Genomic DNA, 12,304 nt, shown 5'->3' with positions numbered 1-12,304 from the left:
TCCGGTATTTATCAATAAAGCTATCATCGCTCCAATGGGACTTTAACGAAAGCCCCATTCGGTCGCTTGCGTATCGGATAGCTACTATCCTTGAGGGTAGCGTTAATTTTCAGTAGCCAAATGACGACTATACTTGCACCGGCTTTGCGCCATTTATTCGTACAACCTATTGAAAAAATGTATAAACTTAAAATCATTGTTTCTACCGTTCGACCGGGTAGAAAGGGGCCCCTTGTGGCTCAGTGGGTTGCGGAAGAAGCACAGCTGAACGGGCATTTCGATGTAGAGATTCTTGACTTGGCAAAAATTGGGTTACCGCTGATGAATGAAGCGATTCATCCAATTATGAAACAATACGAGCACGAACATACAAAACAGTGGAGCGCTAAGATCGACGAAGCAGATGCCTTCATTTTTGTGACTGCGGAGTATGATTACAGCTATCCCGCGTCGTTGAAAAACGCGCTTGAATACTTAATGCATGAATGGGCCTACAAACCGTCGGGCATTGTTAGTTACTCGGCTGGTCCTTTTGCTGGTGTTAGAGCCGTTATTAGTTTAAAAGCCGACTTAATTAATTTCCGGAACGTAGCACTGGCTGAAGGCATCAATATTCCCACCATTGGGGAGCTCATTAATGAAGACGGTGTATTTGTATCCAACGAACGACTGACGGCAGCAGCCACTCAGATGCTCACACAACTGGTACGCTGGACAAAAGGTATGAAAGCCATCAAGGAAGATCAATAATCTCTCCAAGCTGTCTGGCTTTACACCAACGCTTAAAATAACCGTGTAGCACACTCAATTCATACAAGGAGAGCCGGAAAGGCTGGATGAGATTCAACTTCTATCCAGCTTTTTCTTTTTATTTCTAATTCCTGCAGTGCGCACGAATCCAGTTTATTCGGGCGGAGAAAATAAATCCAGCTGGTTTTCGTGATTAGAAACATACCGAACCACATCTTCCAGAGCAGCGTATTGTGGATACTTCAGCCTACCTAGCCGGCCAATGGTCGCAGTGTCAAGTCCGTGTTCTTCTCCCAAAGATTGCTTGTTACCCTGCCCAGCTTTCCCGATCCAGACTCCGGTACTGAATGGCTTCGGCCAGATGCTCAATCTTGATCTCTTCGCTGGCGGCCAAATCGGCAATGGTACGCGCTACTTTCAGGATTCGGTCGTAGGCTCGGGCAGAGAGTCCCAGCCGATCCATTGCCGTTCTGAGCAGCGCCCGCCCTGCATCGTTGATCACACATACTTCTTTCACCATTTGCGAAGGCATCATGGCATTGGAATAAATGCCTGGCTTATCGGCAAAGCGAGCGGTCTGAATTTCGCGCGACCGGATGACGCGCTCCCGGATCGCTTCACTGGTTTCGGCTGGTCGGTTGGCCGTCATCTGATCGAACGATACGGGGGTCACCTCTACATGCAGATCGATTCGATCAAGCAACGGGCCACTTACTTTGGCGAGGTATTTCTGAACAACGCCCGGCCCGCAAACGCACTCTTTTTCGGGATGATTATAATAGCCACAGGGACAGGGGTTCATGCTGGCAATGAGCATAAAGCTGGCCGGAAATTCGACCGCCCACTTGGCGCGGGAAATACTCACTTTACGATCTTCGAGCGGCTGACGCATCACTTCCAGCGCCGAGCGTTTGAATTCAGGTAACTCGTCCAGAAACAACACGCCATTGTGTGCCAGTGAGATTTCGCCCGGTTGCGGAAAGCTACCCCCTCCGACTAAAGCAGCATCGGAAATAGTGTGGTGCGGGGATCGATACGGTCGGGTTGCCATCAGGTTTGCCCGTGCACCAAGTTTACCTGCTACCGAATGAATTTTGGTTGTTTCGAGAGCTTCCTGCAACGTTAAGGGCGGCAGAATGCTGGGTAAGCGCTTGGCAAGCATGGTTTTGCCCGCTCCGGGCGGCCCAATCATGATTACGTTATGACCACCGGCAGCCGCAATTTCCATGGCCCGTTTGATGTTCTCCTGCCCCTGTACATGCGAGAAATCGGCCTCGTAAGCATTGATCTGACTCATAAACAGATCGCGGGTATCGCTTATCAGGGGCTCGATATCTTTTTTGCCTTCAAAAAATTCGACTGCATCCTGCATCGTCTTTACACCAATCACATCCAGGTTATTCACAATGGCCGCTTCCTGCGCATTTTCGGCGGGCAGCACAAATCCTTTGTAACCTTGCTTGCGGGCTTCAATGGCGATGGGCAAAACCCCCTTGATGGGCCGTAACGTACCATCGAGAGCCAGTTCGCCCATTATGACGTACTCATCAAGATTCCGCTGGATTGTGATCTGTTCGGAGGCTTGCAGAACGCAAAGCGCAATGGGCAAATCGTAAGCCGACCCTTCCTTCCGAATGTCGGCGGGAGCCAGATTAACCACAACTTTCTGACGAGGCATCCGAAAACCAAAAAATTTCAGAGAGGCTTCAACTCGTTGTTCGCTTTCCTTAACGGCACTATCAGGCAAACCAACCAGATGAAAATGAAGCCCCTGCGCCACAACGACTTCGATGGTAATGATACTGGCATTTACGCCATAAACGGCCGCACCAAAGGTTTTGGCTAACATAAGAACGAATAAGTAAACGGATAAAGGCAATACGTTTCAAAACTACAGATTGGCGGGGCAATAAAAAATCGACTGCTAAATCTTTTCTGCAATTCGGAGTTTGGCGCTTCGGGCACGCGGGTTGCGGGCTATTTCATCGGGCGTAGCTTCGATGGGTTTGCGCATAAGCGAACGTAACGGCTTCAGTTCGTTTCCAAACAAATCTTTTTCCACTTCGCCCTGAAACTTGCCTTTGTTGATAAAGTTTTTCACCAGTCGATCTTCGAGCGAGTGATACGACATAACTACCAGACGCCCACCGGGTTTGAGAATATCAGGCACCTGTAGCAGAAACTCTTCCAGAGCCAGCAATTCCTCATTCACTTCAATACGTAGCGCCTGAAAAACCTGCGCAAAGTATTTGTTTTCTTTACCGCGCGGAGCCAGGCGCTGTAGCGCCTGCTTAAGATCATTCACCGTTTTCAGCGGGCGATTCGAGCGAGCCGACACGAGGGCCGCGGCCGCCGTTCGGGCGTTGGTGATCTCGCCATACATCCCCAAAATCCGATGCAAATCAGCTTCCGGGTACTGGTTGACAACATCAGCTGCCGTTCGATCAGCCTGCTGGTTCATACGCATGTCCAGATCAGCGTCAAAGCGGGTGGAAAAGCCACGCTCGGGCGTATCGATCTGGTGCGATGAAATCCCCAGATCAGCCAGTATACCATCAACCTGTTCAGCCTTGTAAAGACGCAGATAGCGTTTGATGTTGCGAAAGTTAGAGGCAACGAATGTGAGCCGGGAATCACCAATAGCTTGGGCATTAGCGCGGGCATCGGCATCCTGATCGAAGCCAAACAAACGGCCACCATCGAGCTGATTCAGAATTTCGCGGCTGTGCCCACCGCCACCAAACGTAACATCGACATACGTACCGCCGGGTTGTAAATTCAGCCCGTCGAGGCAGGCTTGTAATAAAACTGGTTCGTGGTAATTACTCATTCAGAAACTAACCGTCTTTTGTACTCGTTAAGTTTGACATTGAAGCTTGCTATTATACAACCTGCACTCTATGTCTGTTGAAAAATGAAGAATCTCCTCTCCATTGCTACTCTTGTATGGCTACTAGTGCCAGCAATTGCGTCCTGCCAATCGGCTCCCGTTACTGTTAAACCCGGTCAGTACCGTGCTGTCCTGAAAACCCGCGGTGGCGATTTACCTTTTGGTCTCGATATTCAGTCGGCCGGCAAGGATACCAAAACCTACACTGTTTTTGCGCTTAATGGTAATGAGCGCCTGCCGATGGATCCGGCAACGGTACAAGGCGATTCTATCGGATTCCAATGTCCTTATTTGAATCCGAATTAGTTGCAAAGATAGACGGTAATACGCTCCGAGGTACTTATCGTCGGCGCCGGGTCGGACAAGCGACGCAAACACTGCCGTTTGAAGCGCAGTATGGCCAGACGTACCGGTTCAGAGAGGGTGAGCAAGCTGTATCGACTAACGTAACCGGCAAGTGGGCAACTGATTTCGGCAGTAAAACCGGCAAAGTGGACACGGTAAATGCGGTAGGCGTATTCGATCAGAAAGGCAGTCATCTGACGGGTACGTTTCTAACCCCAACAGGCGATTATCGCTATCTGGAAGGTAACGTAGTTGGCGATAGCCTTTTCCTGTCGTGTTTCGACGGATCGCATGTGTACCTGTTTAAAGCCAAACATGATGCGACTACTAAAACCCTTACGGGCGGTTTGTGGGCAGGTATATCCGGCTATGAGCCCTGGGTTGCTCGATTTGATCCAAAGGCCGAGCTACCTGATCCAGCAAAACTGACGTATCTCAAATCGGGGGCCAAAACGCTCAGTTTCTCCTTTCCGGAAACCAACGGCAATAAAGTCTCGTTAACAGACCCTCGTTTCAAAAATAAAGTTACCATCGTTCAGATCATGGGTTCGTGGTGCCCGAACTGCATGGACGAAACCAATTTCCTGAGCCCGTGGTACAAGAAAAATAAGCAGCGGGGGGTTGAAATCGTTGGATTATCGTTTGAACGCTCACCCGACATGGCTGTGTCGGGACCGAAGATTGAACGTATGAAACAGCGTTTTCAACTGGATTACCCGGTTGTGCTCGCGGGTACGAACGACAAAGTGCAGGCTTCCAAGGCATTGCCCGAACTAAATGCCGTTGTTGCCTTCCCAACAACAATCTTTTTAGATAAAAAAGGACAGGTTCGTTACATACATACGGGCTTTTCTGGCCCCGGAACGGGTAAATATTACGACCAGTACGTAGAAGAATTTAACCGTCTGATGGATAAGCTGCTAGCCGAATAAACGTATAGTATTACTTCGATTTGTGCCTTACCAATGCACCCTGCCACTACAATTGCCTGCCTGATTCTATTTCGATTGAACCACGCGGCAGTTGTAGTATGGCTGTTTTGTGAACAAAACCCTACATAAGCTATATAAGCTGGTCAATTATAGCCTACTGTTTACCGTTCAATAAGTCTTACTAGTTCTATACACCAGATAATTTATTTTTGCACACTTATAAGTAACATATATAAACTATTTTATTACTTGCATCATATTTTGCCTGCATGATCTATTATTGTTAGGCCAGTCGAGCCGGTATAAGAACAGACTGTAGGTATCTGTACTCCTCTGCTTTAATCCTTACTGAATATGTTGATAGCCACTCGGCTTCAATGTATTCTAACTCATTCTCCAGGCAATAAGTATCCGGTTGGGTGTACCTGACCAATTTCTTTCCTCTTTGGTCCACGTTACGGACAGCTTACTTACAACCAACTACTACTTGTCAAAAAGTTACTTGTGCGCCTATGTTCTCAATTGGCTCACGAGACACGGTTTTGTTTCCAAAACTTCTCATAACTCATGACAAGAGAATCTAACCTGTTCGATTGGGCAAGTATCCTTCCCTTACGTACCGTTCTGGCTCCCAGTAAAGTTACGGCTATACGTTACTGTTCGCTACTGCTATTTACTTTATCGATGGTGTTATTCACGCATAAGGCCAGCGCACAGTTGACAAGCTGCCCCGGTGGATGTGGTGCGAGTGATATTAAAGTAAAGCGTGTTTATCTGGCCGATGCGAATGGCAATCCCTTGTCCAATACGTGCACGCCTGGCAGTACCGTATCGGCTAAAATTTGCGTAGAGTTTGACGTAACTGCGCAAACCCGGTACGGCTTTTATTTCGGTTTTCAGTATAAAATCGGTTCAAGTACCTATAGCCAGAGCCAATGCTACGCCCAGGCGTTCAGTCAGGGCCTGTTCACACTATGCTATCCAATTGCTTATCAGTGCGGTGAGTCGGTTAGTCTGGTATCCACTTTACTTGGCTGGGGAAATCAGCAGAGCGATTTAAACACATTCTGTAATGCGTCTAACTTAACCTGTTCGAAGCTGAGTCCTAAATGTTTTAGCAGTACCAATCTGCCCACTGTACAAGCTCCGCTGATTGCCAACTTCAGCTATAATGCCTCCTGCAAGGCGGGTAATCCGGTTCAGACTGTGGCCTTTAGCGGCACCGCTACGGGTGGTACGGCTCTGTATAGTTACAGCTGGGATCTGGATGGAAATGGCTCATTTGAGACAAGCGGGCAAAATCCAACCTTTACCTATGCCGTTCCAGGTAATTACGCCGTTTCGCTGAAAGTAACCGACAGCAATCCGGCGGGAGCCGTTACAGACATACAGACGTATACAGTTACGGTTGCTTCCTGTCCCTTACCCGTTACGTACACATATTTCCGGGCGCAGTCTGTTGGTGAGGGCATTCAACTCGAATGGAAGACATCCCTTGAAGTGAATCATGACCATTTCGACGTAGAACGGTCCACCAATGCGATTGATTTTAAGCGGATTAACAATGCCCAACTCGCTCCCGTCCTTGTTGAGCCTACTGGCAGGATATACCGCTATATCGATACAGAGCCGTTAGCGGGAACGGTTTATTACCGTTTGAAACAGGTCGACATAGACGGACAGGCGAGTTACTCGAAAATACTATCAGTGGTTTCGGAAGACGGTACTTCTGTTCTTGACCTATCGCCCAATCCAGTTACGGACCAGTTGAATCTACAAATCCGTTCGCCCTATACTGGAAGTGTTGAGCTGGCAATTATTGATCTGGCCGGTAAGCGGTGGAGTAGCTTGATCAACCAAAAGACCGACCCACTTCACCAGCAAACGATTGACACACAGCACTTGCCTGGTGGTCAGTATGTAGTTACTGTTCGATTGGGCGATCAATACTTTGTTCGAAAAATAATTAAATAGCCGACTGTTTTCACCAGAGCTTGAGACAAACCGGCCTTCTCCAAAACGTTCTGTTGACTAACGTTTTGGAGAAGGCCGGTTTGTTAGTCACAACGTATCAAAACAGACAGTACATTACCCGGTAAATCATTTTTTACGATCAGATGCTGAAAAGCCGAACAGAGCTTTATCATAAACAGTATGCACGCATACCAATTTCAGAAAAAGTAGTAGATTTACATGCTAAAATTGATTAGGATAGCACCAATCTATGAAGAAGGAGAAAACGATTGATTTTCATATAAAATGGGCGTGGCATTCTATATCTCGCATGTATAATGCTTACGCAGCCCGCTTCGACATTACGATGGCCATTGGCTACGTATTGCTGAATATTGACCTCGACGAAGGAACACCCGCTACGAAAATTGGGCCACTGCTCGGTATGGAACCGCGTTCGCTGGTGCGGATGCTCAAGAGCCTCGAAGAGCGCGGCCTGATACGTCGGGAAGTCGACGGAAACGACAAACGTTTTGTTCGGATTTACCTAACCGACGAGGGGAAAGCCAAACGGGAGATGGCCCGCGACGGTGTCATTCTGTTCAATAACATGGTCCGCGAGAAAATTCCACTCGATAAACTGGTTGTTTTCTTCGACGTAATCAAAGATATAAACCGAATGGTTGAAGAAGAAAACGCTCGTATCAAAGCGGCTGAACCTGAGGAGTTACCACTAGATTAACCCGGCCGAAATCTTATTTACCCAAGTACCAAAACCATGGAGGCAACATTAGAAAAACCCAAAACGTCCCAATCTAAAAATCGTACGATCCGGCGGGTAGCTGTGCTGGGCTCAGGCATTATGGGGTCGCGCATTGCGGCTCATTTCGCCAATATTGGCGTCGACGTATTGCTGCTGGATATTGTTCCGAAGGAGCCAACTGAGGCCGAACAGGCTAAAGGGCTGACCGTGGAAAGTCCCGTTGTGCGAAATCGAGTTGTCAACGATGCCTTCCAGACAATGTTGAAAGCGAGTCCGGCCTCGCTCTATAGCCCAAAAATTGCCCAACGTATCAGGTTAGGCAATTTTGATGATAACCTGAAAGAAATTGCCAGCTACGACTGGATCATTGAGGTGGTCGTTGAACGGCTGGACATTAAACGTTCTGTATACGAGCGTGTTGAGCAATTCCGTAAACCCGGCACCCTCATTACGTCGAACACATCGGGCATTCCGATGCATTTGCTGGTTGAAGGCCGGAGCGACGATTTCCGCCGGAATTTTTGCGGTACGCACTTTTTCAACCCACCGCGTTATCTGCGGCTGCTCGAAATCGTTCCCGGCCCCGATACCGATCCGGCAGTGGTAGACTTTCTGATGAGCTACGGCGATTTATTTCTCGGAAAAACGACTGTTTTGTGTAAAGACACGCCTGGTTTTATTGCCAACCGGCTTGGTATTCAATCGCTGATTCAAACTATTCGGGTAGCTGAAGAACTGGGACTAAGCGTTGAGGAAGTCGATAAGCTGACTGGTCCTGTGGTTGGGCGGCCAAAATCCGGTACGTTTCGGCTATCGGACGTAGTGGGTCTGGACACGACCGTAAACGTAGCGGGGAACCTTGCCAGGATGGAGCACGACGAGTCGCGGACATCGTTCGAATTGCCTTCATCGGTAAAAAAACTAATGGAGAACAAGTGGCTCGGCGACAAAACCGGGCAGGGTTATTATAAGAAAACAAAAGATTCAACAGGGCAGACTGTCATTCTGGCGCTCGACCTGAAAACCTTCGAATACAAACCTTCCCAGAAAGTAAAATTTGCTACGCTGGAAAGTACAAAAGCCATTGACAGCCTCAAAAAACGCTTCCCGATTTTGCTTGCTGGCCAGGATAAAGCGGGGGCCTTCTATCGCCAGACTTTCGCCGATGGGTTTCGGTACGCTACGTATCGCATCCCCGAAATTTCGGATGAACTGTACCGGATCGATGCTGCCATTACGGCGGGTTTTGGCTGGCAAATGGGCCTGTTCGAGACCTGGGATGCTATTGGTGTGCGGAAAGGCGTTGAGCTGATTGAATCGCTCGGGCAGAAACCCGCCCAATGGGTCTATGATATGCTCGATGCAGGATTCGATAGCTTTTATAAAGTTGAAAACGGCAAGCGGCTATACTACGACATTCCGACGAAAAGCTACAAAGCCATTCCCGGCACAGAAGCATTCATCATTCTGGAGAATTTAAGCAACAACATCGTCTGGAAAAATTCGGACGCTGCGATTTATGACCTCGGCGATGGGATTCTGAACGTTGAGTTTCGAAGCAAGATGAATACGTTCGGGCAGGGGGTTTCGGAAGCACTAATGAAAGGCATCTCGCTGGCTGAAAAAGACTTCCGCGGCTTAGTCGTTGGCAATGATTCGACAGATGCGTTTTCAGCGGGTGCCAATCTGGCCACGCTCTTTATGTTTGCCGTCGAGCAGGAGTTCGATGAAGTGAATCTGATGATTGCCCAGTTTCAGAAACTCATTACACGGCTGCGATATTCGTCTGTCCCGGTCATTGTGGCTCCGCACACACTAACGCTTGGCGGTGGCTGCGAAGCCGTACTCCATGCCGACCGGGTGGTAGCCCATGCCGAGAGCTACATCGGTCTGGTCGAAGTAGGCGTAGGGCTGATTCCGGCGGGTGGTGGCACCAAAGAAATGGCGGCCCGCGCTTCGGATCTGTATCAGACGGGCGATCCTGAGCTAAATATTCTGCAAAGTGTGTTCATGAATATTGCCACGGCTAAAGTATCGACCTCAGCGCAGGAAGCCCGCGAAATGAACTACCTGCGTTCAACCGACCAGATTGTTCTGAACCGGAGCCGGTTACTGGCCGAAGCCAAACAGGCCGCTATTGAGCTTGCCGAAAATGGTTATACACAACCCAAACCTCGTACCGACATTAAGGTGCAGGGGAAAACCGGCATTGCGCTCTTTAAGGCAGGCATTACGGCCATGCGGATGGGCAACTACATTTCCGACCACGACGTAAAAATTGCGGATAAACTTGCCTATGTGATATGCGGTGGCGATTTGAGCAGTCCGCAAAACGTATCGGAGCAGTATCTGCTCGATCTGGAGCGGGAAGCGTTCCTATCGCTAACCGGCGAAAAGAAAACGCTGGAACGTATCCAGAGCCTGCTGACAGGCGGCAAACCCCTGCGGAATTAAACGCTTTCTTTCACCGCCAGGGCGCAAAGATGAATCGTCAAGTTCGCTGAGAAATATTCTTCTGCGTTCCTGGCGATTCATCTTTGCGCCCTGGCGGTTAAAGAATAATGCCTATATCAAATCAAAAAAACGATAAATCGTCCGGTTTTTGGATACGATACGTTTTCAGCCATTGCTTCAGGCGGCTCGGTTCAGCCAGAGTTTTACTATCCTGTTTGATCTGTTTGATATCCCGCTTCAGTTGGGCAATATCACTATTCAGGCTAAATTCCAGCGCAATTGGGGAAGTAATCAGATAAGCTGGCCTGCCGGTCATAGACGCCAGTTCATGCTGAAGGTCAACGAATTCATTATCCAGCTCCTCGGCCTGCTGCTTCAGGATCTTATTATAATATCTAAGCTGCTCTTCGGCCAGATTTTCGAGATGCGCCTGATCAATATGCTCAAATTCGAGTTGTAAACGTAATAGCGCCAGCAAATCACTTTTTTCGTAGGCTTCCGTTACGCGGTGCATAATTTCGGTTTTACGTACCTTCTCGGCTTCGTCCGGCTCACGGTCGGGATGAAAGGCTTTCACCAGATCCATATAGAGCGTGCGAACCGCTTTTGTAACGTTACGTTCCTCAACTAGTTTTTTGGCTTCACGGGCCTGCTGTTTTTCTGATTTGGGCTTTTTAGCCTTCGAGTTAGCGGCCTGTTGCTGCCGTTCGGCTTCTCGTTGCGCCATCTGCTCCTGCACATAATCCGTCATTTTTTGCGGGTCACTGACATCAACGTTTTCATCGAACTGAATACCGAACATATTACTCATCATTTCCTTCATCAGGTCGGCAGTCAATTCCTCCGATTCGGTATTCGTTTTATCAAAACCTTCTTCATCGTACTTGTCATAGATAGACTTCAGCTCTGTGATGCCATGCGTATCGATCAGTTCAAAGGCCATATTCCGAATGAGGTCAGCCAGTTTTTTCTTTTCGGTTTTCGAATAGTCATTCATTCCATAAGCGCGGTCGAATAAAAGGACTAGATCAGCCCGGAATTGATTGTACTGATCAACCAAAGGCCGGTAATCCCGCTGTATCCGTATCTGAATCTGTCGGGCAGCCTCACTTAAAGTTTGCAAATCGGAGCTTAGCTTTTCAATTTTCCTGATGAGTCGATTAAACTCTTTCTGCGACTTCGAGAGGATGGTTTTCTCCTTGGGTGAACCAATCTGGACAATATGGTGCTGCGGTTGTGTCGACATTCGTTTTGACTTGTAGCTGAAATAAGCGAGTTATAGCTATCTATGTAGTATGTTACGTTTCTTTCAGGACTATGTTCTCTACTATGCTTCGCAAAATTAGCCACTTCGATTCCAATCATCGGCTGACTATTGCGCTTGTTGTAGCTCTGTCTACGTTTTTTATCGCACCCGCTCCTCGCTTTACATCCATTCACCTGACGATTGTCTGGATCGCCTTCGCCCAAACGATGTTGATTCTGGCGGGTATTACCATTTTTTTGCGCACCCGCGCGATTTGCCCAGCATTTCACGTATTGAAGATTCGAGCCGTGTACTGATTTCAATCTTTGCGATTGCAGCGGCTATAGCCAGTGTATTTGCGGTAATTGACCTGCTCGGCTCTACAACCAGGCAGGACCCAGGTTATTCCCTGAAGGTGTTTCTAGCCATTTATGCGGTTACGAGCGCCTGGAGTCTGGTTCATACGGTTTTTACACTCCGGTATGCTCACCTTTATTACGGCAATAATTCAGAACAGTCCAGCCGCCCTGGCGGACTTGATTTCCCGAATGAACCGGAGCCCGACTACCTGGATTTCGCTTATTTTTCTTTTGTCATTGGCATGACCAGTCAGGTCTCTGACGTAACAATCGGGTCAAAAATCATGCGCCGAACGGCCCTTATGCACGGTGTACTCTCGTTTGCGTTCAATGCCATTATTGTTGCTCTCACCATCAGTGGCCTTTCAGGATTAATTCAGGCTGCTCACTAACTATTCGAACGTCGGTTCGCCGAACTATTTTGTCTTTTAGCTTTTTCGGCCTGCTCCCGTTCATATTCTTCACGCTGGCGCTTATCGGAAAGTAAATTACGGTACAGCCCGTTTAGTACGTAGATATCGTCGACCTCATCAATCAGCCGATGGAGATGTTCGCGAACTTGGGTAATATTCATTCGAGTTGATGTATTGAGTCAGTTAGCCAAATTGATAA

At 48.3% G+C, this 12,304-nt stretch carries 12 protein-coding genes; 8 read left to right on the top strand and 4 right to left on the bottom strand.

Translation table 11 applies throughout. The features are described from left to right. Positions 1-177 precede the first annotated feature (177 nt). Positions 178-750: an NADPH-dependent FMN reductase gene (locus LN737_RS11910; protein WP_405519085.1), complete on the top strand. Its 573-nt coding sequence runs from the start codon at positions 178-180 to the stop codon at positions 748-750. A 307-nt stretch (positions 751-1,057) separates the two neighbouring features. On the opposite strand, the gene LN737_RS11905 is transcribed toward LN737_RS11910, so the two are convergent. Both LN737_RS11905 and rsmH read right to left on the bottom strand, forming a co-directional pair. Next, positions 1,058-2,599: a YifB family Mg chelatase-like AAA ATPase gene (locus LN737_RS11905; RefSeq protein ID WP_405519083.1), complete on the bottom strand. Its 1,542-nt coding sequence runs from the start codon at positions 2,597-2,599 to the stop codon at positions 1,058-1,060. 75 nt (positions 2,600-2,674) lie between these two features. After that, entirely contained in the window at positions 2,675-3,580 is a 906-nt protein-coding gene (gene rsmH / locus LN737_RS11900) for a 16S rRNA (cytosine(1402)-N(4))-methyltransferase RsmH (protein WP_405519082.1), read from the bottom strand. Between the two features lie 84 nt (positions 3,581-3,664). Here rsmH and LN737_RS11895 point away from each other — a divergent pair, with 84 nt between their 5' ends. From LN737_RS11895 to LN737_RS11875, 5 genes are all read left to right on the top strand, one after another. Then, positions 3,665-3,946, top strand: a complete 282-nt coding sequence (locus LN737_RS11895) for a hypothetical protein (RefSeq protein WP_405519080.1) — start codon at positions 3,665-3,667, stop codon at positions 3,944-3,946. Then, complete coding sequence (locus tag LN737_RS11890; protein WP_405519078.1) at positions 3,922-4,917, top strand: peroxiredoxin family protein; 996 nt, start codon at positions 3,922-3,924, stop codon at positions 4,915-4,917. The genes LN737_RS11895 and LN737_RS11890 overlap by 25 nt, the downstream gene beginning before the upstream one ends. Positions 4,918-5,484: 567 nt before the next feature. Beyond that, the gene (locus tag LN737_RS11885; RefSeq protein WP_405519076.1) at positions 5,485-6,891 is read left to right on the top strand and encodes a PKD domain-containing protein; all 1,407 of its coding nucleotides are present in this window, start codon (positions 5,485-5,487) and stop codon (positions 6,889-6,891) included. 250 nt (positions 6,892-7,141) lie between these two features. Then, positions 7,142-7,612 (top strand): MarR family winged helix-turn-helix transcriptional regulator, encoded by a 471-nt coding sequence (locus tag LN737_RS11880; RefSeq protein ID WP_405519074.1) that lies wholly within the window; start codon positions 7,142-7,144, stop codon positions 7,610-7,612. 36 nt (positions 7,613-7,648) lie between these two features. Beyond that, positions 7,649-10,087 carry a 3-hydroxyacyl-CoA dehydrogenase/enoyl-CoA hydratase family protein gene (locus tag LN737_RS11875; protein ID WP_405519072.1) on the top strand — a complete coding sequence of 813 codons (2,439 nt, stop codon included), beginning with the start codon at positions 7,649-7,651 and terminating at the stop codon, positions 10,085-10,087. A gap of 121 nt (positions 10,088-10,208) precedes the next feature. Here the strand turns inward: LN737_RS11875 and LN737_RS11870 are convergent, their stop codons facing one another. Continuing rightward, complete coding sequence (locus LN737_RS11870; protein ID WP_405519071.1) at positions 10,209-11,333, bottom strand: hypothetical protein; 1,125 nt, start codon at positions 11,331-11,333, stop codon at positions 10,209-10,211. A gap of 83 nt (positions 11,334-11,416) precedes the next feature. On the opposite strand from LN737_RS11870, the gene LN737_RS11865 reads away from it, so the two are divergent. Together LN737_RS11865 and LN737_RS11860 are read left to right on the top strand one after the other, a co-directional pair. Next, entirely contained in the window at positions 11,417-11,650 is a 234-nt protein-coding gene (locus LN737_RS11865; protein WP_405519069.1) for a hypothetical protein, read from the top strand. Further along, the gene (locus LN737_RS11860) at positions 11,608-12,084 is read left to right on the top strand and encodes a DUF1345 domain-containing protein (RefSeq protein ID WP_405519068.1); all 477 of its coding nucleotides are present in this window, start codon (positions 11,608-11,610) and stop codon (positions 12,082-12,084) included. The genes LN737_RS11865 and LN737_RS11860 overlap by 43 nt, the downstream gene beginning before the upstream one ends. Here LN737_RS11860 and LN737_RS11855 read toward each other — a convergent pair. After that, complete coding sequence (locus LN737_RS11855) at positions 12,081-12,266, bottom strand: hypothetical protein (RefSeq protein WP_405519066.1); 186 nt, start codon at positions 12,264-12,266, stop codon at positions 12,081-12,083. The two genes, LN737_RS11860 and LN737_RS11855, sit on opposite strands and share 4 nt — an antisense overlap. Between the last annotated feature and the right edge of the window lie 38 nt (positions 12,267-12,304).

It is taken from the genome of Spirosoma sp. KNUC1025 (assembly GCF_045160025.1).
In the GTDB taxonomy this organism is placed as follows: Bacteria; Bacteroidota; Bacteroidia; order Cytophagales; family Spirosomataceae; genus Spirosoma.
The sequence above is the reverse complement of the archived record's forward strand: the minus strand, read 5'-3'. Positions and strand labels throughout refer to the sequence as shown.

Bases quoted from the DNA above. Each gene is read 5' to 3' on its own strand.
- LN737_RS11910 (WP_405519085.1), top strand. From the start codon at position 178: ATGTATAAACTTAAAATCATTGTTTCTACCGTTCGACCGGGTAGAAAG.
- LN737_RS11905 (WP_405519083.1), bottom strand. From the start codon at position 2,599: ATGTTAGCCAAAACCTTTGGTGCGGCCGTTTATGGCGTAAATGCCAGT.
- rsmH (WP_405519082.1), bottom strand. From the start codon at position 3,580: ATGAGTAATTACCACGAACCAGTTTTATTACAAGCCTGCCTCGACGGG.
- LN737_RS11895 (WP_405519080.1), top strand. From the start codon at position 3,665: ATGAAGAATCTCCTCTCCATTGCTACTCTTGTATGGCTACTAGTGCCA.
- LN737_RS11890 (WP_405519078.1), top strand. From the start codon at position 3,922: ATGTCCTTATTTGAATCCGAATTAGTTGCAAAGATAGACGGTAATACG.
- LN737_RS11885 (WP_405519076.1), top strand. From the start codon at position 5,485: ATGACAAGAGAATCTAACCTGTTCGATTGGGCAAGTATCCTTCCCTTA.
- LN737_RS11880 (WP_405519074.1), top strand. From the start codon at position 7,142: ATGAAGAAGGAGAAAACGATTGATTTTCATATAAAATGGGCGTGGCAT.
- LN737_RS11875 (WP_405519072.1), top strand. From the start codon at position 7,649: ATGGAGGCAACATTAGAAAAACCCAAAACGTCCCAATCTAAAAATCGT.
- LN737_RS11870 (WP_405519071.1), bottom strand. From the start codon at position 11,333: ATGTCGACACAACCGCAGCACCATATTGTCCAGATTGGTTCACCCAAG.
- LN737_RS11865 (WP_405519069.1), top strand. From the start codon at position 11,417: ATGCTTCGCAAAATTAGCCACTTCGATTCCAATCATCGGCTGACTATT.
- LN737_RS11855 (WP_405519066.1), bottom strand. From the start codon at position 12,266: ATGAATATTACCCAAGTTCGCGAACATCTCCATCGGCTGATTGATGAG.